The following is a 22,088-nucleotide window of genomic DNA, read 5'->3' as shown; positions in this document are numbered from 1 at the left end:
AGTTAACAGCACTAAGTTTAAAGATTAGGGTTGAGTTGAAAGTTCTATAGGATGTGCAACTTTTCAGCAGCACTTAATAAGAGAGAGGAGGTTATAAAATGAAGGCGGTCATAGAAAACGTGTACAGTCCTTGTTATGGGAAAGTAGAGAAATTGTTTGTTAAAGAGAATTCCTATGTATATGAGTGGGAGAAATTAGCGTTAATTGAAACAATAGATAAAGAGAAAGTAGAAGTTAAAGTGGGAATCAGTGGTGATATCGTATTGTTAGAAGTAGAAGAGGGACAAAGTATTACTAATAAAACACGATTAATAGCAGTAAGAGATGACATGTTAATAACAGGTAGTGATTAATACAGCCTTTAGACATTACTAGTTTCTAGTATCCTTTATATTTTTTTTAAAAAAATAAAGCGTTTACATAAATGTGTCCTTACAAAACTAAAAGGGGGATTTATATGGCAAATCAAAACCATGAATTAAAGCGGGAGTTGAAAAGTCGACATTTATTTATGATTGCACTTGGGGGAGTTATTGGTACCGGACTTTTCCTAGGGTCAGGTTATACAATTCATGAGGCTGGACCTGGAGGAGCAATTGTAGCTTATCTTGTTGGGGGATTTGTAATGTATTTGACGATGCTCTGTCTTGGAGAGCTGGCGGTTGCTATGCCTGATGCAGGATCTTATCAAACATATGCTACAAAGCATATTTCACCTGCGGTTGGTTATGTAGTGGGGTGGATGTCATGGTTAAACTGGTCCGCTACGATAGGAATTGAGTTGATAGCAGTTAGTATCTTAATGAAACGTTGGTTTCCAGATGTATCATCGTGGATTTGGTGCGTAGTTTTTGCTGTTTTGCTTTTTGCTATTAATGCACTATCTTCAAGAAGTTTTGCAGAGGTCGAGTTTTGGTTTGCAAGCATTAAAGTAATTACGATTATTGCATTTATTATTTTAGGCGGGGCAGCTATGTTTGGTTTCCTAGATATGAAAGGAAATGAACCAGCGCCAATGCTTTCTAGCTTTACTGATTATGGAGGATTGTTTCCAAATGGGTTAACAGCTATTTTAATTACAATGATTGCAGTTAATTTTTCCTTTCAGGGAACAGAATTAGTTGGTATCGCGGCTGGAGAGAGCGAAAATCCAGAGAAAACCATTCCAAAAGCTATTAATAATACAGTTTGGCGTATACTCGTTTTCTTTGTACTGTCCATTTTTATACTTGCGGGACTATTCCCTTGGCAACAAGCAGGAGTGATAGAAAGTCCATTCGTAGTTGTATTTGATAAAATTGGTATTCCTTATGCTGCAGATATTATAAATTTCGTTATTATTACAGCGGTACTATCAGTAGCAAATTCTGGATTATATGCAACTTCTCGTATGCTATGGTCTATGTCTAATCAAGGGATGATTAGTCCGGTTTTTGGTAAGTTATCTAAAAATGGTGTTCCAATTTATGCATTAATTGTAAGTACCATTGTTGGTTGTCTCTCTTTATTATGTGGTATATATGCAGAGGATACAGTTTATTTATGGCTTCTTTCCATTGCAGGATTCGGTGCAATATTGGTCTGGGCATCTATTGCTTTATCTAATCTCTTGTCTAGAAGAACATACTTAAAGCAAGGGGGAGATATTAAGGACTTGAAATTTAAAACACCATTGTATCCATTTATTCCACTTCTTGCTTTGGGATTAAATTTAACGGTAATTGTTAGTATGGCGTTTATTCCGGAACAACGAATGGCACTGTATTGTGGTATTCCATTTATGATCGTTTGTTTATTGTTTTACCGTGTTACGAAAAATAAGAAAAGTAAAATGGAACGTATTGAAAAGACGGATACAACAGAAGTGCAAAGTTTGTGAGGAGATTCTAATTTATGAATGAGTAAGAGAAGGTTTATCTTAAGTTATAGATTAAAAGAGACAGTTAAATTGTAAACTGTTTCTTTTTTTGTGAGAATAAAGTTGGAAACATACTTTATATGTAAAGGGGAACTAGCAATGGATCAAGTAGTTTTACAGCTATTAAAACAAATCGATTCACGAAAAGAAGAGCTACTAGAACTTACAAAAACATTAATCCGCTTTGAAACGCCAGCACCACCAGCAAGAAATACAAGTGGAGCACAGCAATTTGTCACTGATTTCTTGAAAAAACGTGATTTTACAATTGATAAATGGGATGTCTATCCGAATGATCCGAATGTTGTTGGTGTAAAAAAGGGGACAGCTAGCGATTCGCATAAAAGTTTAATCATTAATGGACATATGGACGTGGCAGAAGTATCAGTTGATGAGAACTGGGAGACGAGCCCTTTTGAACCATTTGTGAAAGATGGATGGCTAGTTGGGCGTGGTGCAGCTGATATGAAAGGTGGATTAGCTGGAGCCTTATTTGCGATTCAACTTTTGCAAGAAGCTGGAGTTGAATTGCCTGGAGATTTGATTTTTCAGTCAGTAATTGGAGAAGAAGTAGGAGAAGCAGGTACACTTCAATGTTGTAAACGTGGATATGATGCTGATTTTGCAGTAGTTGTGGATACGAGTGATTTACATATGCAAGGCCAAGGAGGCGTCATTACAGGATGGATTACAGTAAAAAGTCCACAAACATTTCATGATGCAACGCGCAGGCAAATGATTCATGCTGGTGGCCGTTTGTTTGGAGCAAGTGCGATTGAAAAAATGATGAAGATTGTACAAGGTTTGCAAGAGTTAGAAAGGCACTGGGCGGTAATGAAAACATATGAAGGGTATCCATCAGGAATAACAACGATTAATCCAGCTGTTATTGAAGGTGGGCGTCATGCGGCTTTTATTGCAGATGAATGCAAGCTCTGGATTACAGTACATTTCTATCCGAATGAAACACATGATCAGGTTGCAAAGGAAATTGAAGAGTATATTGGCAGGGTGGCTGCGGCTGATCCATGGCTTCGTGAAAACCCACCACAGTTTAAGTGGGGCGGAGAATCGATGATTGTTGACCGGGGTGAAATATTTCCTTCACTAGAAGTAGACAAAGAGCATCCAGCAGTACAGAAACTTGCTGCGGTACATGAATCTACATTACAACGCAGTGCAACTCTAGATATGTCAGCAACAGTAACAGATGGTGGGTGGTTTAGTGAGTTCAATATTCCGGCTGTCATTTATGGGCCAGGTACGTTAGAAGAAGCGCATTCTGTAAATGAAAAAGTTCAAATTAATCAATTAGTAGAGTTTACGAAGGTTATTACTGCTTTCATATATGAATGGTGTCATACACAAAAATAAGAAAAATTTAAGGTTTTGCTAATAAAACGGTAAGGTACATCATGTAAGATAAGAAGTACCTGTCGTGGAGACGTACAAACTGGGTGTTTGTACGTTTTTTTAGTCCCTAAAATATATGAATGATAAAATAATACTAAATATAGTAAAGGGGAAATGTAAGTGAATCTGAATCAACAGGCAATTAAGTTACTCGAAAAAAATGAATATGAAGAGTCGCTTGAATTGTTCAAAAGGGCGGTGCAAGTATCAAGAGATGTTCAATCGTTGAACAATCTTGCTTGGATTTATAGCAATGAAGAAGATGATATTGAAACTGCCTTTGAATTGATGACAGAAGTTATAGAGATGAAGCCATCCTCGCATTTTCCATATAATCTTCTAGGGGAAATTTATATAAAGAAAAAAATGTGGGAAGATGCTTCTAATATTTTGCTCCAGTCTATTGCAATTCACCCATCCATTGAAGCATACAAAATTTAGGTATAGCTAAGTATTATCTTGGAGAGTTAAAGGGTGCTTCGGAATATTTTCTTATGGACGCAAGCAACTCAGGTTATTATATGTACAGCCATGTTAAATGCTTAATTGAACTTGGGAATACGGCAGAAGCAAAAAAAAAATTAGATTTGTTTTCAGAGGAAGATAATGATTTTGTAGGAGAAATTGAAGTGGCAGAATTATATGTAGAATTGGGATATTTCAAAGAAGCAATCACGTGGTTTGAAAAAGGGTGGAAAGATTATTGGAAAGAGCCTAGTTGGATAAGCAGATATATATATTCCCTACTGAAAATGGGTTCCATAACTTATGCTGAAGAAATAATCAGTAAAGTAATTGAACAAACGGATGAATACATTCAGTCTACTTTAGACGAGGTATGTGATGCAGGGTGGACAGAAGATGATAAAGAAGAGTATGTTGGAGAGCTAATTTGTAATAAGAGAAAATATGATCATATGATAGAAAGGATTATGTCAGGGGATATTCCACGAATGAAATTTGAAGTACCGATTGCCACAGGATGCTATCTATTTGGCTGTCAACGTCATAATCATCCCGAATATCGCGGATAATCAATCATTATAAGTTGAAAAATGAAAAGAACTATTTCAAATGTTAGTGAAACTAAAAAATTTGGAATAGTTCTTTTTGTCTTTAATAAAAGTTTTAAGTTTTCTTTTTTATTTCAGCCAATTTCTCTTTTGCTAACTCCACCGCAATTGCATCGTCTAAATAGCCGATAGGGAATATATAATCTGGAATAATATCTGTTGCTAAAACAAAATAAAGTAGGGCACTGCCAATAATAGCGTGTTCTTCTAAAGAAATAGATTCTTTACAAAATTGACGATACATATCAGTTAATTGCTCAATGAAAGGTCCTGTACTATCAATTTGTTCTAATTTTGTTGAAAAACTCTCATGAATACGCCTTTGGCCTTCTGTTGTTTGTGCGTACCGTTCATAATTTTCAAGTTCTTGTTTCACCCGAGTTGTTGTGTACTCATAATCAAATAAGTTAGAGGATTGTAATATTTGTTGGATTGAATCAAGCGATGTATACATATCTGTTGTTTCTTTTTTTTCATGAGGAGGTTCTGTATACATTGCATCAAATAATATTTGCGGTGGAACTTGCAAACATTTTGCAAATTTTTGTAGATGTTTTTGTTTTGCCTGTTGTTTTCCATTTATAATTCTTGAAATTGTTGAAGGATCAATGTCCGTAAGTGTTCCTAATTGGCGCATAGAAAGGGCGCGTTCTTTTAATAATTTTTTTAATAAAGCACCAAGTTTATCATTTTGATTTTGAGTGGACATAACCTGAGCACTCCTTTTGTTTCTAAAATGTTGAAAAAGTGTAGAGCTTTTTATTACAAGTATATGAAGCTGACAGGCACAGTTGCTCAACATTTGCATAATATGCAATGAAAAGTGAACAGAAGGAGTGAGTGTTGATGAGTACGGCTAGTTTATTTTCAATCTTTCTAATTGGGATTGCTTCTAATTTAGATAATGCAGGTGTAGGAATTGCATATGGTATCCGTCAGGTTCGAATTTCTTGGTTTAATAATTTTATCATTGCTTTTTTAGGATTTCTCTTTACCCTATTAGCAGGCTTTTTTGGAAATTGGATTTCATTGTTTATCTCAGATTTTATGGCGAATCTTATTGGAGCGATTGTACTTAGTGTAATTGGGGTATTCGTTTTATGTCAGCCATTACTAAGTAAGCAAGATGATGGAACGCAGAAGAGCGGGAATATGTTTATGGGGATATTACGTAATCCAGAAAGTGCTGATTTTGATAAGTCCAAAACAATTAGTTTTTCTGAAGCACTTGTACTAGGTGTTGCATTATCAATTAATAATATAGCTGGGGGATTTGATGCAGGAGTAACCAATTTGAATCTTTGGTGGACTGCAATTGTTTCTGGAGTTTTTAGTTTCATATGTATCAGTGGTTTTTCATATGTAGGGAAGAAATTTTTGGCGGAATACTTAGGAAAATGGGCAACAATTATTGCTGGGATTTTATTGATTCTGATTGGAATCGATCAATTGATGTAAAATGAGATTGGAAACAATATTTGAGTATTTCCTTGGAAATATAACAAACCACTGCATATATCGACATACTTTTCTTCATACTAACAGTGATTTCTCTTTAAGAAAGGGGTATGAATATGGGACGTGGTAAAGCTTTTGACCATAAGAAAAAAGGGCATGATCATCAACCGCCTAAAGGAGCATTCATTCATAAAGATGTGAATGAGCATACATTAGAAGAGGAAGAACTGCCGGTTAATATTGAAACGTATAAAAATAGCTTAAAGAAACATTAAAGCACCTATACAGGTGCTTTTCACCGTATATCTTCGATTAGCTGTTGTGATTCTTCATACATTTCATATTCACCAAGCACTTGAATACAACGCCATTTTAACTCTTCAATACTTGGCTCAAGTTCTTCGGGGAGGACATGATGAATGTCTTCAAGCCCCATGCCAAAATGAATAAGCTCTAGAACTTGATCATCAATATTTCGATCCATTAATAATTCTAATACTTCTAAATTGAATATGTATCGATAAGCTTCATCGGGGGAAACAACTTTTAGTTTTAAGCTTTCTACAATACTAAGTATAAAAAGAAGAATGGTTTTCTCTAGGACAGGTTGTTCCTCCATTTGAAAAATGAGTTTCATTTCTTTTACACCTCCACCGTATAGCGTTAGGTTGTACTATATTATTCGGGAAGGGGGAGCAAATATGCATAATAAAAAAAGTTATCCTATCGAAGTGGGGGAGGATAACTTTTTTATTTGTTGGAATTTGAAATTTAATTATAAATAATGACGAAAATCGTCATTAGGAACCCTTTTTAAAAAATACTCCAACCTTCTTGAGCAGAAAGTAATTCCAATATTTTAAATCCAGCGATACTATTTCCATTTGCATCTAGAGCTGGTCCGAAAATACCGATGCCCATTTCTCCTTTGACGCAGCCGAAGATCCCACCAGCAACACCGCTTTTTGCGGGGATTCCAACACGAATCGCAAATTCTCCAGATTCATTGTACATGCCGCAAGTCACCATAAACGTTTTACAAATTTTTGTGATATGTTTTGGGATGATTTGTTTTTTCTTATATGGATCGTAGCCATCCATTGCAAAAATTAAACCAATACGTGCTAAATCAATGCAAGTTACTTCAATTGCACATTGGCGTGTGTATAAGTCCATTAATTCTTCGATATTACCATCAATGATGCCGTTTTGCTTCATATAGTAGCAAAGAGAGCGATTTAAGTAAGCAGTTTCTAGTTCAGAGATGGCTACTTTGGAAGAGTAGTTAATTGTAGGATTGTCTGTAATATCACGTACAAAGCAAAGAATTCGTTCCATCTTCTCTTCGTTACTATCTCCTGTAAGCATACTTGTAATAGCTAACGCGCCTGCGTTAATCATTGGATTAAGAGGTTTAGAAGGACTAGTTGTTTCTAGCTTAATAATAGAATTAAATGGGTCACCAGTTGGTTCCATTCCAACTTTAGAGAATACATATTCTTCACCACAATCTAAAAGTGCAAGGGCGAGTGTGATTACCTTTGAAATACTTTGAAGAGTAAAAAGTGTCTGCGAGTTACCAGCATGGACGTATTCGGTCTCTTTATGGTAGATAGCAATCCCTAAATCGTCTGGATTTGCATTTCCTAGTTCGGGGATATAAGTAGCAAGTTTCCCTTTTTTTGTATAGGGTTTTACTTGTTCTAGCAACTGTTGTAAGTTGTTTGTCTCGATGCACTGCATAATACCAACACTCCTGTTCCTTTTTCACTAAGTTTACGTTTCCCAATAAACTCGGAAATAAATAATAACATGAAAAAGTGGAATGATAAAATGAAACTTTTATCTTGAAGACAAATTGAAAAATAGATATAAAACCTTTTTTAGGTAGGAGAGAGGATCGGGCCACACATAGAAGCGTTCAGAGCTTTTCCCTACCCCATGCAAAAAACACAGAGAGAAAACGAAAGCGGGTCATTTGTTTGTTCTGTGGAGTAGTGGACTACATGTTAAAAAATCAAAATGGTTATATATTTCGTCCTCATTTTTTTATTTAAGTCATTAATTGAAAGGAGAATTTTCCTTTTATATAACAGTTTGGAAATAGAAAAGATATCCATAAAAAGTTCATAAATAAAAACTACACATCTATACAACTATATGTTATTATGATTATGTGATAGAAAGCGTTTTCTAAACGTATTTATAATGGTAACGATTTCATAAATTGAATAGGAGGAATTACAATGTTGCAGTTTTTACAACGTATTGGTAAAGCATTAATGCTTCCAATCGCAGTGCTACCAGCAGCAGGATTATTGCTTCGTTTAGGACAACCAGACGTGTTCGATATCCCTGTTATGGCACAGGCCGGTGCAGCAATCTTTGATAACTTAGCACTTATTTTTGCAATTGGTGTTGCAATCGGTTTGTCGGTTGATGGTAGTGGTGCTGCAGGTCTTGCAGGCGCGATTGGTTATTTAGTTATGAAGAATACAACTGATACATTAAGTAAAGGGTATTCTGCTGCAGAGCTAAATGATAAATTAAAGGGTGTTCAAGACTTATTAGGATCAGTTGATCCAAGTAAGTTAGCGGATACAATGACAAAAGTTTCAAAAGCGGCAGCGTTAACGCCAAAGATAAATATGGCCATACTAGGCGGTATTATTGCTGGGGTTGTTGCTGGATTATTATATAACAAGTTCCATAAAATCAAATTACCAGAATGGTTAGGGTTCTTTGCAGGAAAACGTTTTGTACCAATTATTACTTCTATTGTTATGCTTCTTCTAGGATTGGTATTCGGTCAAATTTGGCCAACAATCCAAAGTGGTATTGATGCAGTAGCACACGGCATTGTAAACTTAGAGGCAATTGGTGCAGGGTTATTCGGTTTATTAAACCGTCTACTAATTCCAATTGGTTTACACCATGTAATGAACACATATTTCTGGTTTGTACTTGGTGACTTTACAAATGCAGCCGGCGATGTTGTTCATGGTGATATTGCACGCTTCTTTGCACAAGATCCATCAGCTGGTATGTTTATGACTGGTTTCTTCCCAATCATGATGTTCGGTTTACCAGCAGCATGTTTTGCAATGATTGCAGCAGCTAAACCAGAAAAACGTAAAATGGTTACAGGTATGTTAGGTGGTCTTGCCTTAACTTCATTCTTAACTGGTATTACAGAACCAATTGAATTCTCATTCATGTTCTTATCTCCAGTATTATACGGTATTCATGCTGTATTAACAGGTATTTCATTATTTGTTACTACAACGCTTGGCATTCATGATGGATTCTCATTTAGTGCCGGTGCGATTGATTACTTCTTAAACTTCGGTATTGCAACAAAACCGTTATTATTAGCGGGAATTGGTTTAATCTATGCAGCAATATACTTCGTAGTATTCTATTTCTTAATTAAGAAATTCAACTTGAAAACTCCAGGTCGTGAAGATGACGATGAGTTAGCTGAAGAGGGAGATGCTCCAGTTGCAGGTTCTATTGGTGAAACTTATGTTGCGGCATTAGGCGGAAAAGACAACTTAACAGTTATTGATAACTGTGCAACTCGTCTGCGCCTACAAGTGAAGGATGCAAACTTAGTAAATGAACCAGCATTAAAACGTGCTGGTGCAAAAGGTGTTATGAAATTAAGTAACACAAGCGTACAGGTTATCGTAGGTACAAACGTTGAATCTGTAGCTGATGATATGAAAAAACATGTATAAATAATGGTGAAAGAGGATGTTCAAAAAGGTTGATAAAATCGCCCTTTTTGAGGGCATCCTCTTTTTTATAGAATTTTTATCGCCAATCTTACTTTTGAAAATTTTCTTTTTCCTTTTTTGTACATATTTGTTGGTAATATGTTCGTCACATGATAAAGTAAGGATGATATAAAATGAAATTTCCATTAGTTAGGAAAATTTAGAGGTCATACTTTTTTATGAAGTGATTAAATTATTGGTGAATAAGGGGAAAAAAGAACCATGAATGAAGAAAAAGATAGTGTCAGTATGAGAGCTCGTCGACCGATTACATACATAAAAAGAACGGTCATTCTCATTGTATTGTTTTCGCTTGTATATTTCGGATATACAAAAATTACTGCACATACTAAAAAAGAGAATACGTTAAAAGCAACGACAGAAGTAAAGAAAGAAACGGAACAAAAACCATCAGAACAAAAACCATCAGAACAAAAACCATCAGAACAACCTCTAGAAGACACGCAGCAAGCCAAGGCTGCGGAAAAACCTGTCGAAGAACCGCCACAAGAAGTTAATGAGAATGCTGAGTTAGATGAGTATTTAAAGAGCAAAAATTTTAGTGGAACAGCAGTTGTTGTGAAAAATGGTAAAGTACTTTTAAATAAGGGATACGGGATGGCAAATCAGGAGAAAAAAATACCGAATAATTCACAAACAACATTTTATATTGGTTCAATTTCAAAGGCATTTGTAGCTACAGCGATTATGCAGCTAAAAGATCAAAATAAAATTCAAACAGAGGATACAATAGCAAAATATATTCCTGATTTTCCGAGGGGTAACGAAGTAAAGTTAGTTCATCTATTGACACACACATCAGGAATTCCTGAATATGAGGCAGGAGAAGATGATATTTCTCATGAGGAATTGTTGAAGCGAATTGGGCAGCAAAAACGTTTATTTAATCCAGGTGAAAAATGGAAGTATTCGGATTCAAATTACTCAATACTTGGTTACATCGTTGAAAAAGTTAGCGGGCAACCGTTAGAAGAGTATATTAAACAACATATTTTTGATGTTGTAGGGATGAAACAATCAGGTTTCGGAACGGAATTAGAGAAAACAAAGTATCCGTCGACTGGTTACAAGGTTGTAAATAATAATATGACAGTTCCTGCTATTCCAAATATGTCACAATTATATGGAAATGGTGATATATATACGAGTGCAAATGATTTATATTTATTTAATGAAGCGCTATTTTCTGGGAAGCTAATATCTAAAGAAAGCTATAATCAAATGTTTACAGCATTTAAAAAAGATTATGGATTTGGTTGGTATGTAAATCCGGGAAGTTACTCTAATCACGGTGTAATGCCTGGATGGAATTGCTTAAATGGATTTAGTAGAAGTGGGAATGTGTATGTTATTTTATTATCTAATATTCAAAATAACATTAAATCATTTGGTACGCTTAATAATGATATTTACACAATGCTACAGCATATTGAAGTGTAAGAGATTATCCTTGGGGGTAGTCTCTTTTTTACGAGTTGAGGAAGGATATATTTATTGAGATAATGGAAAAAATGGGGAGAAGGGTGATGTTATGAGTATTCATAAGCACCATGCACGAAATGCGAGACGAACTTTATATTTAGCTATTATTGTATGGATTATTATCATGATTGGATTTGTAGTGGAATATCAAAGCGGAACACTTTTTAGTTCAGAAAAGGAGAATCTGAAAGTAATAAGTGTTGTATTACCAGCATGTATGTTCCTGATTTATAGTTTGATAGAAAGAAGCAGAGCGAAAAAAATAGAAAGAATCATTCAAGATAAAGAAAGCTCTCTATTGTTGGATCAGCGGAGGTTTGTCGTTCGTAGGGAAACTAATTTTTTTACGACAATTACATACTTTGGACTAGATGGAAATACAATGGGGATGCTCAAAGAAAAGTATGATTCCCAGATTCAAACGATATGGAAAAGTATCTTATCCTTTTTCTTTAAAGGAATGTATGAGCAGCAATTTTATTTATTCAATGAATTAGGAGAAGAGCTGTTAGTAATCAAGAAAAAAAGAGGTGTACGAAACTCATATACCTTTTATAGCTTAATGGGAGAGAAAATTGGGGAAATCAATCAATTGTTAAGTTTAACAAGATGGGAATGGTGCTTCTTATCAGTTGAAGGAAAAGAGATTGGGAAAGTAACAGGAGATTTATCTGCGACATTGCAACAGGGGAAATGGCAAGATGGCACTTATATCGATGTGAAAGAGGATGGCATTCCATTAGAAGCGGTTCAATATTTCTCAGCAAGTGGAGGATCACTTATTACAGTATCTGTAGCGGAACATGCGGAATTAGAATCAGCGATATATTACGCTGTGGCTGCAATTATAACTTTGAAAAATTAAAAACATCTAAAACGTTATCTTCGTTATTCTAGATTATGCCTTAATTTAATCACAAGCTATATCTTATTCATTATGAAAAGAAGTGTACCAAACAGGTACACTTCTTTCTATTCTGTTTTAGAAAAAATATAACAGAATAAGATATAAGGGTATTACAGTTTGAAATGGGTATGACTCTTTATACCACAGAATAGGATTCATTTATAAGGATACCAAAAAAATACAATTAAGGAAAGTGTTAATTTAAAAGAGTTTTAATTGGAGTTAACACTATGTGTATAGTAATTTGCTCAATATTTCACAAACATGTCACAACTATCTCGTTCGCTTTTTCAAAAAAGTAGTATTCTAAATGTGTAAGCTGTTATATAAAAAATCTTAGTCCTGTACTAATCAAAAATGGAGGAGATTAGGATGACTCAAGTATTAGAAACTGTAAAAAATGCATGGACAAACTTTAAAGGTGAAAAATGGAAAGCAGAGATTGATGTTCGTGATTTCATTTTAAATAATGTAAACGTTTACGAAGGGGACGAATCTTTCTTAGCGGGAGCAACAGAAGCAACAAAACAACTTTGGAATCAAGTAATGGATTTAACGAAACAAGAACGTGATAATGGCGGCGTCCTTGATATGGATACAAGCATTGTTTCTTCTATTACATCTCACGGTCCTGGATATTTAAATAAAGATACTGAAAAAGTAGTTGGTTTCCAAACAGATAAACCATTTAAACGTTCTTTACAACCATACGGTGGTATTCGTATGGCAGAGCAAGCTTGTGAAGCTTATGGATATGAAATGGATAAAGAACTTAGTCGTATTTTCAGAGATTGGCGTAAAACGCATAACCAAGGTGTATTCGATGCATATACACCGGAAATGAGAGCGGCTCGTAAATCAGGTGTTATTACTGGTCTTCCAGATGCATATGGCCGTGGGCGTATTATCGGTGACTATCGCCGCGTAGCGTTATACGGTGTAGATCATTTAATTGAAGCGAAAAAAGCAGATTTGAATTTAACTGGCGGTGTAATGAGCGAAGATACAATGCGTTTACGTGAAGAGCTATCTGAACAAATTCGCGCACTGCAAGAATTAAAACAAATGGCAGCTTCTCATGGTTTTGATATTTCTAAACCAGCAACAAATGCACAAGAAGCATTCCAATGGTTATATTTCGCTTATCTTGCAGCGATTAAAGAGCAAAACGGGGCAGCAATGAGCCTAGGTCGTACTTCTACATTTTTAGATATCTTCATTGAAAGAGATTTAGAAAAGGGTACATTAACAGAAGAAGAAGCGCAAGAAATTGTCGATCATTTCATTATGAAATTACGTCTTGTAAAATTCGCAAGAACACCTGATTACAATGAATTATTCTCCGGTGATCCAACTTGGGTAACTGAATCTATTGGTGGTATTGCACTTGATGGTCGTCCATTAGTAACGAAAAATTCATTCCGTTTCTTGCATACATTAGATAATTTAGGACCAGCACCAGAACCAAATTTAACAGTTCTTTGGTCTAAACAACTACCACAGAAATTTAAAAACTACTGTGCGAAAATGTCTATTCATACATCTGCAATTCAATATGAAAATGATGATATTATGCGTCCGGAATATGGCGATGACTATGGTATTGCATGCTGTGTATCTGCAATGAGAATTGGCAAACAAATGCAATTCTTCGGAGCACGTGCAAACTTAGCGAAAGCATTATTATATGCGATTAATGGTGGTAAAGACGAAAAATCAAAAGCACAAGTTGGACCTGAATATGCACCAATTACTGCTGAAGTATTAGATTATGAAGAAGTAATGCATAAATTTGATATGACAATGGAATGGCTAGCAGGTTTATACCTAAATACATTAAATGTAATTCATTATATGCATGATAAATACAGCTATGAACGTATTGAGATGGCACTTCATGATACGAATGTTCTTCGTACAATGGCAACAGGTATCGCAGGATTATCTGTAGTAGCTGACTCTTTAAGTGCAATTAAATATGCGAAAGTAAAGCCAATTCGTGATGAAAACGGGATTGCAGTTGACTTTGAAATTGAAGGAGATTTCCCCAAATACGGTAACAATGATGACCGTGTAGATGAAATCGCAGTAAACCTTGTAAAAACATTTATGAACAAGCTTCGTAAACATAAAACATACCGTAATTCTGTTCATACCATGTCAATTTTAACTATTACATCTAATGTTGTATATGGTAAGAAAACAGGTAACACTCCAGATGGTCGTCGTACTGGGGAACCATTTGCGCCAGGTGCAAACCCTATGCATGGACGTGATACAAAAGGTGCACTAGCATCACTATTATCTGTTGCAAAATTACCATATGAAGATGCACAAGATGGTATTTCTAATACATTTTCAATTATTCCAAAAGCACTTGGTAAGGAAGATGATGTACAAATTCGCAACTTAGTATCTATGCTTGATGGATATGCAGTGAAAGAAGGACATCACTTAAATATTAACGTATTTAATCGTGAAACATTAATGGATGCAATGGAACATCCTGAAAAATATCCACAATTAACAATTCGAGTATCTGGTTACGCTGTTAACTTTATTAAATTAACTCGTGAACAACAAATTGATGTAATTAATCGTACAATGCATGAAAGCATGTAAGTAAAGAGTTTCCTTCTGCTTTTAATAAAAAAGCAGAGGGAAGCTGTTTCAATAAAGGAGGAAGTAACATGGTAAAAGGAAGAATTCATTCTGTAGAATCTTGTGGTACTGTTGATGGCCCAGGAATTCGTTATGTCATATTTACACAAGGATGTTTATTACGCTGTCAATATTGTCATAATGCTGATACGTGGGAAATTGGTAAAGGAAAAGAAATAACAGTTGAAGAAGTGATGCAGGATGTTACATGTTACCTTCCCTTTATTGAAGCTTCCGGAGGCGGCATCACAGTGAGTGGTGGGGAACCTTTACTGCAGTTAGATTTTTTAATTGAGTTATTTAAGAAATGTAAAGAAATCGGAATTCATACGACAATTGATTCTTCAGGCGGTTGCTATTCTGAAGAACCAGAGTTCCAAAGAAAACTAGATATTTTAATGGACTATACAGATTTAGTATTATTAGATTTAAAACATATCGATTCTAAAAAGCACCGTAAATTAACTGGTAAAACGAACGAACACATTTTACAATTTGCTCGTTATTTATCTAATAAACAAAAAACAATTTGGGTGAGACACGTATTAGTTCCAGGTGTTACTGATAGTGAAGAAGATTTGCAGAGATTATCTAACTTCATTCAAAGTCTTTCTAACGTAAAGAAAGTAGAAGTCTTACCATATCATAAGCTTGGTGTATATAAATGGGAAGCCCTTGGACATAAGTATCCTCTTGAAGGTGTAGAACCTCCAACAGAAAAAAATGTTCAAAATGCAAAAAATATTTTACAAGCAGTCTAATCCAAATGGATTAGACTTTTTGTTTTCTTTTCATAAAATCTAGAGTATATCTGAAGAAAAGAGTATACTGAAAGTAGAATATCCATATTTTTGTAAAGAAATAAGAGGATAAATTTACATAATTGTAAAGGGAAAACCAAATAGTAACAAGAATTAAGAAGTAGCAGGGCGAGTATCATGAAGTATGATCATTTGTAAGTTATTGCGAAAGCTCTTATAGGAAAGTATAATATAAAGATATGAGCACAGATAGGATTAAGGGGTCAATCTTATATGCTTTGCATATCCACGACAGGTACATAGCTAACATGAAAGTGTTGGAATCCAAACATGTAATTTTTTTTAGGAAAATGTTTTTCCTATTGTCGTATATGCAATACGGGAAAGCGAAAAAGCTAGGAGTGGATTTGTTTGATAAAAAACCCCAAGGTTTTAATATTAACTGCACATTACGGTAATGGTCATGTGCAAGTAGCAAAAACATTAGAACAAACATTTCGTCAAAAAGGAATTGAAGATGTGATTGTTTGTGATCTATTTGGAGAATCACATCCGGTCATAACGGACATTACAAAATATCTATATTTAAAAAGTTATACAATAGGTAAAGAGTTATATCGTTTGTTTTATTACGGTGTAGAGAAAATTTATGATAAAAAAATCGCATCGTGGTATGCAAACTTTGGGAGAAAGCGTTTAAAAGCACTCTTGCATGCGGAAAAACCAGACATTGTTATTAATACATTTCCGATTATTGCCGTACCAGAATTGAAAAAACAAACAGGTTTTTCAATTCCTGTTTATAATGTGCTAACAGATTTCTGTTTGCATAAAATATGGATTCATCGTGAAGTAGATCGTTATTTTGTCGCAACAGATCATGTGAAAAAAGTAATGGTTGAAATCGGTGTGCCTTCAGAGCAAATTGTGGAAACAGGGATTCCGATTCGTAGAAACTTCGAGTTAACTATGAATTCAGAACTTATATATAATAAATATCAGTTATCTCGAGAGAAAAAGATTTTGCTTATTGTAGCAGGGGCTCATGGTGTATTAGGAAATGTAAAGGAATTATGCCAATCATTTATGTCAGTGCCTAATCTGCAAGTAGCTGTTGTGTGCGGAAAAAATGATGCTCTCAAACAGGAATTGTTAGTACTGCAGGAACAGGATCCTGAAGTACTAAAAGTATTTGGCTATGTAGAAAACATCGATGAGTTATTCCGTGTCACTTCTTGTATGATTACGAAGCCGGGAGGCATCACATTAAGTGAAGCAGCAGCTTTACAAGTACCTGTCATTTTATACAAACCTGTACCAGGACAAGAAAATGAAAATGCACTATATTTTGAGAAAAAAGGAGCAGCAGTTGTAGTTCGTGAAGATGCTGAGATTTTTGTGAAAACGAAAGCGTTGTTAGAAGATGACATGAAGCTTTTACAAATGAAAGAAGCGATGAGAAGCATTTATCGTCCAGAACCAGCCTCTCATATTGTTGATACAATTTTAGAAGAGAATCATGCACAATCTAATCACATGCCAATGAAATCTCCAGCTCTTGCTCAATCTTTTACGTAATGTGAAACCCTCTTTTTGTTTGAAAGAGGGTTTTTGTTATGTTATCCACAAAAGAATACGCTCTCAATAGAAGGTAAAATCAGAATATTAACAATGATATCCACATAATCCACAATTTTCTGAAAAAATATCCACAAATTAAGTGGATTATATGTGATTAAATACATATCTATCCTCAATAATCGTTAAATTTATACACAATTCTATTAATTCTGTGGATAAAGTTTTCCACAAAAATACTCCTTATTATATAAGGAGTAAATCTTTAATCTGTATAAATTTGATAGGAGGGAGTAAAAAATCCCTCAAGTTTCACTTTATAATTACACACCTTTAGGACGATATCCTGCTGCGCGATCCGCTCTGCGAAACTCTCGCTGATAAAGAACCTCTTGTGTACTATTTAATGTATTTCTTGCTTTTTCACGTTTCTTTCTATCCATTACAGATCACCTCGTGTCATAAAGTTATTACCTATCGTTTCCAATGACACAAGGAGATATACATAATCAACAAGTATATTCATTTTATAATTATATAAATACGCATTGAAAGACCGACATACAACCATTCCTTTTAGGTGTGAGAGTATCCGCTCATGGAGAGGTTTAGGCTCATGCTATATGTCCGAAAATTAAAATGGATATATATTATTACGCTTCTTTTAAATGATGTGTATCTTGGAATGTAGTGTCGCGCATTGTAGAAAGGGTATATTGATCCTTTGGAATTTCATATAAGTTATATACTTCTTCGATTGCGTTAATTTGATCATAAACAGCTTTTCTAGTTTCATTTGCTAGGTTTACATATGATAGTTTTTCAGCTGCTTTTATCGAACGAATATTTACTTTGCGAATGCGCATAAAGATTGTTTCGATATCTAATTCATAGAAAAGCTCGCTGAAAAAAGCATCTTTTGCTAGTTTATTATATCCTTTGCCATGATAAGGTTTTCCTAGCCATGTACCAAGAAATCCAGCTTTTTCTTGCACATCAAATAAAGTAATTGTGCCGATAGGGTTTCCCCATTCATCTAAAATGGTACGTGAGATTAATTCACCACGTTCTTCAGCCTCAATTGTTTGTTTTGTTAAAAATAGAAATTCTTCATACGAATAAGCCTTTTGACGCACAAAAGGGAAGACAGCTGGATCCACCATTAAATCGTATAGAACGTGGCTGTCGTGTAAGTCGCGTTTTTTTAACATACTAACTCCTCCTCACATGAGGGTAGCATGACGAAAAAACACCCCACCCTCGAAATTTTTATATCAATCTTTAAAAAATTTCGGGGTGGGAATCGAACCCACTAGAACCAGTCTATAACGCTGGTGGCGCACCATTTGCCTTCCCCATTCATCAATTTGAAATGAATAATCACGACACAAATTGATTATGGTTTCATTCAGTTTATAATCGTATAATACTTTATCTAGTCAAAAAAATAAACTAGTTTTTTTTATTTTTTTTGTAAATTATTTTTCCGTCAATCATAGTTAGTATGGGTTTGGCTAAATAATGAAATGGGTGATGGGTCCATAATACAAGATCGGCATCTTTTCCAACCTCAATACTTCCAATCCTTTTCTCTAAACGTAAGTTTCGGGCGGGAGTGATTGTAATTCCTTCTAATGCGGTTTTTTCATCTAATCCTTCCCTGACTGCGATGGCTGCACAAACATTTAAATACTGAATTGGAGTATAGGGATGGTCTGTTGTAATAGAAACTTCTATCCCATGCTTGGATAGAATATGGTACGTATCCCATGATTTGTTTTTTAATTCAATTTTTGATCGGCGTGTTAATGTCGGACCGACACATATTTTTAAGTTTTGGTTAGCAAGTTCTTTTGCAATAAAGTGTCCTTCTGTACAGTGTTCAATACGTAAATCAAGATTAAATTCTTTTGCGAAGCGAAGAGCGGAAAGAATGTCATCTGCCCGGTGAGCATGCATACGTACTGGAATTTCTCGGCGCAGTGCTTTTAGAATAGGAAGCATTCGAAAATCTGCTTCATTTCCATAATGTTGTGCTTCGTAAAAGGATTCACGAAGTAATCCCATAATCCCCATACGAGTAATTGATTCCTTTGTACCATTACTATGAACTCGTTTTGGGTTTTCTCCAAATGCAATTTTTAATCCAGCAGGTTCTTGAATAATCATATGATCGATACACGTTCCAGCAGTTTTAATCACACATGTTGTTCCGCCAATAATATTTTGACTTCCAGGCATAACATGGGCAGTTGTAACGCCACTTTGAACTGCATCTTGAAAAGCGATATCAAAAGGATGGATACCATCTAAAGAACGTATATGAGGGGTTAATACTTCGGACGTTTCATTAGCATCATTTCCAGCCCATCCAGTCCCTTCATCGTATAGTCCAAGGTGAGTATGCACATCGATAAATCCTGGTAAAAGGTGAAGTGCTCTTGCATCGATAACAGTCATGTCTTGAGTTGGCTCAATATTTGGTTTTACTGCAGTGATTTGATTGTTTTTAACTAATACATCTCCTTGAAATTTAGAAGAAGTAATAGGGTATACAGTGGCTTGCTTAAATAGCGTTTTCATAGAGACCTCATTTCCAGTGGCTCATAACTTTTAAATTGAACAATCTTAATGAGCGTATTTCAGAAGTACTACAGTGTATGCAATATAATATTTTGTAATGCATGCTTTAATGTGGGAAAAGAATATTGGTATCCATGCTGCATTGCTTTGTTAGGCAATACATGTTGTCCTTGTAACACAAGCATACTCATTTCTCCAAGTAAAGCATGTAGTGCAAATGCTGGAACGGGAAACCAATGTGGGCGATGCATGACAGTTGAAAGCACCTTTCCGAACTCTTTCATTGTTGTAGGATGTGGAGCCGTAATGTTAAGAGGGCCTTCTATTTCTTTTGTGGTTATTGCAAAATCAATCATACGAATGACATCATCTAGATGAATCCAAGATAGCCATTGATTACCTGAACCAATTGTCCCACCAATAAATAATTTGTAAGGGAGCAACATTTTAGGAAGGGCACCACCATCTTTTCCTAAAACAATTCCAAAGCGGGTATAGACGGTTCGAATTCCGAGAGAAGTTGCTTTAGATGCTGCTTCTTCCCAGAGTTTTACTGTGGTTGCTAAAAAGTCACTGCCATTTTCTTTGTTCTGTTCTGTAAAGATTTTTGTTTCAGATGTACCATAATAGCCAATTGCGCTAGCGTTAATAAAAGTATGGGGTTTCTTTTGTAATGTTTGTAATTGCTTAATGAGACTATTTGTTGTATGAAGACGACTCGCTACAATGTTTTCTTTCTGTCTTTTCGTCCAGCGACCATTATTAATAGCTTCTCCAGCTAGATTTACAACAACATCAATAGAAGTGAGAGGAAATTTATGTGAGTGAGTATTCCATTTAATGTAGTGAATGTTAGAATTGAGAGGATTCTCTCTTTTTTTTCGGGTGAGAATGTAAATTGTATATCCTTTTAGGCTTAAAAAATTAGCTAATGCTTTACCGATAAAACCAGTTCCACCAGAAATTGCGATCTTCAACTAAATTTCCTCCCTATTATATATATTTCTGAAAAACAAATTTGTTTCGTAACTATGCTAAAATAGTGGTGAGGTGAAGAATATGGCTGTCATTACAAAAATAGAAGTACAAAAGCGAACGAAAGAACGATTTAATATTTATATTGATAAAGGACAAGGCGAAGAATATGGATTTAGTGTAAATCAAGTCATCTTAATCAAGCATGGGTTGCAAAAGGGTTTAGAAATTGATGAAGTAGAATTAGCAAATATTTTGTACAATGAAGAAGTGCAAAAAGCATATTTGCAAGCAATTTCTTATTTATCCTATCAAATGCGGACGAAACAAGAAGTAGAAGAATATTTACGAAAAAAAGAAGTTGGACAAGCCATCATCTCTGAAGTTATATCGAAATTATTACGTGATCGCTATATTAATGATAGAGAGTATGCCATTTCGTATGTGCGAACTCATAGTAATGTGAATCAAAAAGGACCGACTATTATTAGAAGGGAACTTCTTGGTAAAGGTGTCCAGGATATAATTATTACTCATAGTTTACAAGAATATCCGAAAGAGAAGCAAATTGAAAATGCTCTTGAACTTGTGGAAAAAAAGAAAAAATCCTATCAAAAGCATTCTTTTTTACAAATGAAACAAAAGTTAGAAGAAATGTTAGTCCGTAAAGGATATAATCGTGATGTGATTCAAATTTGTCTAGAAGAATTAAAAGAGGACAAGGATGAAACGCAACAACAAGAAGCGTTGTTATATCATGGAAATAAGTATCATGAGAAGCATAAAAAGCATGATGGATGGACATATGAAAATAAAATGAAACAAGCATTATATCGAAAAGGATTTTCCATCGATGAGATAGAGACATTTTTACAAATGAAACGTGAAGAGGGATGAGAGAAGAATATGATGAATATGCCGAAACGTTATAGTGAGATGACACCACATGAGCTAAGAGAGGAAATTGGTATCTTAAAAGAACAGGCTGTGAAGGCAGAACAGCTTGGTATAGTAAATGAGTTTGATGTATTAATGAGAAAAATGGCAATGGCTCGTGCTTATATGACGGATATAAATGCGTTTCAGACTGGTGAAACGTATGAACTGATAGAAGAACCGGGTATATTATTTACGATTACGTATTTCAATGGAGTATTTGCTTGGGGACGTAAACAAAATGAGACAGAGGAAATTGGTATTCCTATTTCGTTATTACAGAAGAAATAAAAAACCAGAGAGCCTTGGCTGCTCTGGTTTTCATTTTTCGTAGTTGTTAAAGGAGATAGGCAGTTAAATCTGGCGCTTTCTCATCTCATTCGCCAAAATAATGAGAGACTGGGTTTGCTGCGTCTGTCCATTCACTTGCGCTTTTGCATGTTTCGGACGTGCCCAGGTAGGGTTGAATAATTCAGAACGACGATCTAAATGATTACGGTAGCTCATCTTTATCACCTCATGTAGGAAGTTAATCGTAATAAC

At 35.1% G+C, this 22,088-nt stretch carries 21 protein-coding genes and 1 pseudogene; 14 read left to right on the top strand and 8 right to left on the bottom strand.

Going from position 1 to position 22,088, the window contains the following annotated elements:
• Positions 1–98: 98 nt before the first annotated feature.
• The 4 genes and pseudogenes from AC1M36_RS24645 to AC1M36_RS24630 all read left to right on the top strand — a co-directional run bounded on the left by AC1M36_RS24645 (position 99) and on the right by AC1M36_RS24630 (position 4,365).
• Positions 99–353: a biotin/lipoyl-containing protein gene (locus AC1M36_RS24645; protein WP_336453314.1), complete on the top strand. Its 255-nt coding sequence runs from the start codon at positions 99–101 to the stop codon at positions 351–353.
• Between the two features lie 104 nt (positions 354–457).
• Complete coding sequence (locus AC1M36_RS24640; RefSeq protein ID WP_479846306.1) at positions 458–1,879, top strand: amino acid permease; 1,422 nt, start codon at positions 458–460, stop codon at positions 1,877–1,879.
• 138 nt (positions 1,880–2,017) lie between these two features.
• Positions 2,018–3,292, top strand: a complete 1,275-nt coding sequence (locus tag AC1M36_RS24635; RefSeq protein ID WP_336453316.1) for an acetylornithine deacetylase — start codon at positions 2,018–2,020, stop codon at positions 3,290–3,292.
• 159 nt (positions 3,293–3,451) lie between these two features.
• Positions 3,452–4,365: pseudogene (locus tag AC1M36_RS24630) on the top strand (tetratricopeptide repeat protein).
• 94 nt (positions 4,366–4,459) lie between these two features.
• Here AC1M36_RS24630 and AC1M36_RS24625 read toward each other — a convergent pair.
• Positions 4,460–5,113 carry a helix-turn-helix domain-containing protein gene (locus AC1M36_RS24625; RefSeq protein ID WP_336453317.1) on the bottom strand — a complete coding sequence of 218 codons (654 nt, stop codon included), beginning with the start codon at positions 5,111–5,113 and terminating at the stop codon, positions 4,460–4,462.
• A 137-nt stretch (positions 5,114–5,250) separates the two neighbouring features.
• On the opposite strand from AC1M36_RS24625, the gene ytaF reads away from it, so the two are divergent.
• Both ytaF and AC1M36_RS24615 read left to right on the top strand, forming a co-directional pair.
• Positions 5,251–5,862: a sporulation membrane protein YtaF gene (gene ytaF, locus AC1M36_RS24620; RefSeq protein WP_336453318.1), complete on the top strand. Its 612-nt coding sequence runs from the start codon at positions 5,251–5,253 to the stop codon at positions 5,860–5,862.
• A 116-nt stretch (positions 5,863–5,978) separates the two neighbouring features.
• Positions 5,979–6,137 (top strand): hypothetical protein, encoded by a 159-nt coding sequence (locus tag AC1M36_RS24615; RefSeq protein WP_000532411.1) that lies wholly within the window; start codon positions 5,979–5,981, stop codon positions 6,135–6,137.
• A gap of 20 nt (positions 6,138–6,157) precedes the next feature.
• Here the strand turns inward: AC1M36_RS24615 and AC1M36_RS24610 are convergent, their stop codons facing one another.
• Both AC1M36_RS24610 and glsA read right to left on the bottom strand, forming a co-directional pair.
• A complete protein-coding gene (locus tag AC1M36_RS24610) occupies positions 6,158–6,499 on the bottom strand; it encodes a DUF3969 family protein (RefSeq protein ID WP_336453319.1) in 342 nt (113 codons plus the stop codon).
• Positions 6,500–6,675: 176 nt separating this feature from the next.
• Positions 6,676–7,605: a glutaminase A gene (gene glsA, locus AC1M36_RS24605; protein WP_336453320.1), complete on the bottom strand. Its 930-nt coding sequence runs from the start codon at positions 7,603–7,605 to the stop codon at positions 6,676–6,678.
• Between the two features lie 503 nt (positions 7,606–8,108).
• Between glsA and nagE the strand changes: the two genes are divergently transcribed.
• From nagE to AC1M36_RS24575, 6 genes are all read left to right on the top strand, one after another.
• A complete protein-coding gene (gene nagE, locus AC1M36_RS24600; RefSeq protein WP_479846305.1) occupies positions 8,109–9,602 on the top strand; it encodes an N-acetylglucosamine-specific PTS transporter subunit IIBC in 1,494 nt (497 codons plus the stop codon).
• Positions 9,603–9,863: 261 nt separating this feature from the next.
• On the top strand, positions 9,864–11,102 hold the full coding sequence (locus tag AC1M36_RS24595; RefSeq protein ID WP_479846304.1) for a serine hydrolase domain-containing protein: 1,239 nt from the start codon (positions 9,864–9,866) through the stop codon (positions 11,100–11,102).
• A gap of 91 nt (positions 11,103–11,193) precedes the next feature.
• A complete protein-coding gene (locus AC1M36_RS24590) occupies positions 11,194–12,009 on the top strand; it encodes a sugar ABC transporter ATP-binding protein (protein WP_336453323.1) in 816 nt (271 codons plus the stop codon).
• Positions 12,010–12,423: 414 nt separating this feature from the next.
• A complete protein-coding gene (pflB, locus tag AC1M36_RS24585; protein ID WP_336453324.1) occupies positions 12,424–14,673 on the top strand; it encodes a formate C-acetyltransferase in 2,250 nt (749 codons plus the stop codon).
• Positions 14,674–14,741: 68 nt separating this feature from the next.
• Complete coding sequence (gene pflA, locus AC1M36_RS24580; protein WP_336453325.1) at positions 14,742–15,473, top strand: pyruvate formate-lyase-activating protein; 732 nt, start codon at positions 14,742–14,744, stop codon at positions 15,471–15,473.
• 411 nt (positions 15,474–15,884) lie between these two features.
• Positions 15,885–17,051 carry a diglucosyl diacylglycerol synthase gene (locus AC1M36_RS24575; protein WP_336453326.1) on the top strand — a complete coding sequence of 389 codons (1,167 nt, stop codon included), beginning with the start codon at positions 15,885–15,887 and terminating at the stop codon, positions 17,049–17,051.
• A 323-nt stretch (positions 17,052–17,374) separates the two neighbouring features.
• Here AC1M36_RS24575 and AC1M36_RS24570 read toward each other — a convergent pair whose 3' ends face one another.
• The 4 genes from AC1M36_RS24570 to AC1M36_RS24555 all read right to left on the bottom strand — a co-directional run bounded on the left by AC1M36_RS24570 (position 17,375) and on the right by AC1M36_RS24555 (position 20,611).
• Entirely contained in the window at positions 17,375–17,494 is a 120-nt protein-coding gene (locus tag AC1M36_RS24570) for a YfhE family protein (protein WP_003194890.1), read from the bottom strand.
• A gap of 210 nt (positions 17,495–17,704) precedes the next feature.
• The gene (locus AC1M36_RS24565) at positions 17,705–18,262 is read right to left on the bottom strand and encodes a GNAT family N-acetyltransferase (RefSeq protein WP_336453327.1); all 558 of its coding nucleotides are present in this window, start codon (positions 18,260–18,262) and stop codon (positions 17,705–17,707) included.
• Positions 18,263–18,503: 241 nt separating this feature from the next.
• On the bottom strand, positions 18,504–19,634 hold the full coding sequence (locus AC1M36_RS24560; RefSeq protein ID WP_336453328.1) for an amidohydrolase: 1,131 nt from the start codon (positions 19,632–19,634) through the stop codon (positions 18,504–18,506).
• Positions 19,635–19,702: 68 nt separating this feature from the next.
• Positions 19,703–20,611: a TIGR01777 family oxidoreductase gene (locus tag AC1M36_RS24555; RefSeq protein WP_336453329.1), complete on the bottom strand. Its 909-nt coding sequence runs from the start codon at positions 20,609–20,611 to the stop codon at positions 19,703–19,705.
• Positions 20,612–20,693: 82 nt separating this feature from the next.
• Between AC1M36_RS24555 and recX the strand changes: the two genes are divergently transcribed.
• Both recX and AC1M36_RS24545 read left to right on the top strand, forming a co-directional pair.
• A complete protein-coding gene (gene recX / locus AC1M36_RS24550; RefSeq protein ID WP_336453330.1) occupies positions 20,694–21,506 on the top strand; it encodes a recombination regulator RecX in 813 nt (270 codons plus the stop codon).
• A 12-nt stretch (positions 21,507–21,518) separates the two neighbouring features.
• Positions 21,519–21,836 (top strand): YfhH family protein, encoded by a 318-nt coding sequence (locus AC1M36_RS24545; protein ID WP_336453348.1) that lies wholly within the window; start codon positions 21,519–21,521, stop codon positions 21,834–21,836.
• Positions 21,837–21,899: 63 nt separating this feature from the next.
• Here AC1M36_RS24545 and AC1M36_RS24540 read toward each other — a convergent pair whose 3' ends face one another.
• Entirely contained in the window at positions 21,900–22,052 is a 153-nt protein-coding gene (locus AC1M36_RS24540; RefSeq protein ID WP_000122139.1) for a YpzG family protein, read from the bottom strand.
• Positions 22,053–22,088: the final 36 nt, after the last annotated feature.

The organism is Bacillus sp. Medicinal_06, from assembly GCF_056711665.1.
Note: the sequence above shows the minus strand (reverse complement) of the source record. Positions and strands in the feature narration are given on the sequence as shown.

Bases quoted from the DNA above. Each gene is read 5' to 3' on its own strand.
- AC1M36_RS24610 (WP_336453319.1), bottom strand. From the start codon at position 6,499: ATGAAACTCATTTTTCAAATGGAGGAACAACCTGTCCTAGAGAAAACC.
- AC1M36_RS24590 (WP_336453323.1), top strand. From the start codon at position 11,194: ATGAGTATTCATAAGCACCATGCACGAAATGCGAGACGAACTTTATAT.
- AC1M36_RS24615 (WP_000532411.1), top strand. From the start codon at position 5,979: ATGGGACGTGGTAAAGCTTTTGACCATAAGAAAAAAGGGCATGATCAT.
- nagE (WP_479846305.1), top strand. From the start codon at position 8,109: ATGTTGCAGTTTTTACAACGTATTGGTAAAGCATTAATGCTTCCAATC.
- AC1M36_RS24545 (WP_336453348.1), top strand. From the start codon at position 21,519: ATGAATATGCCGAAACGTTATAGTGAGATGACACCACATGAGCTAAGA.
- AC1M36_RS24570 (WP_003194890.1), bottom strand. From the start codon at position 17,494: ATGGATAGAAAGAAACGTGAAAAAGCAAGAAATACATTAAATAGTACA.
- AC1M36_RS24640 (WP_479846306.1), top strand. From the start codon at position 458: ATGGCAAATCAAAACCATGAATTAAAGCGGGAGTTGAAAAGTCGACAT.
- pflB (WP_336453324.1), top strand. From the start codon at position 12,424: ATGACTCAAGTATTAGAAACTGTAAAAAATGCATGGACAAACTTTAAA.
- AC1M36_RS24595 (WP_479846304.1), top strand. From the start codon at position 9,864: ATGAATGAAGAAAAAGATAGTGTCAGTATGAGAGCTCGTCGACCGATT.
- AC1M36_RS24565 (WP_336453327.1), bottom strand. From the start codon at position 18,262: ATGTTAAAAAAACGCGACTTACACGACAGCCACGTTCTATACGATTTA.
- AC1M36_RS24635 (WP_336453316.1), top strand. From the start codon at position 2,018: ATGGATCAAGTAGTTTTACAGCTATTAAAACAAATCGATTCACGAAAA.
- recX (WP_336453330.1), top strand. From the start codon at position 20,694: ATGGCTGTCATTACAAAAATAGAAGTACAAAAGCGAACGAAAGAACGA.
- AC1M36_RS24560 (WP_336453328.1), bottom strand. From the start codon at position 19,634: ATGAAAACGCTATTTAAGCAAGCCACTGTATACCCTATTACTTCTTCT.
- glsA (WP_336453320.1), bottom strand. From the start codon at position 7,605: ATGCAGTGCATCGAGACAAACAACTTACAACAGTTGCTAGAACAAGTA.
- AC1M36_RS24625 (WP_336453317.1), bottom strand. From the start codon at position 5,113: ATGTCCACTCAAAATCAAAATGATAAACTTGGTGCTTTATTAAAAAAA.
- pflA (WP_336453325.1), top strand. From the start codon at position 14,742: ATGGTAAAAGGAAGAATTCATTCTGTAGAATCTTGTGGTACTGTTGAT.
- ytaF (WP_336453318.1), top strand. From the start codon at position 5,251: ATGAGTACGGCTAGTTTATTTTCAATCTTTCTAATTGGGATTGCTTCT.
- AC1M36_RS24540 (WP_000122139.1), bottom strand. From the start codon at position 22,052: ATGAGCTACCGTAATCATTTAGATCGTCGTTCTGAATTATTCAACCCT.
- AC1M36_RS24645 (WP_336453314.1), top strand. From the start codon at position 99: ATGAAGGCGGTCATAGAAAACGTGTACAGTCCTTGTTATGGGAAAGTA.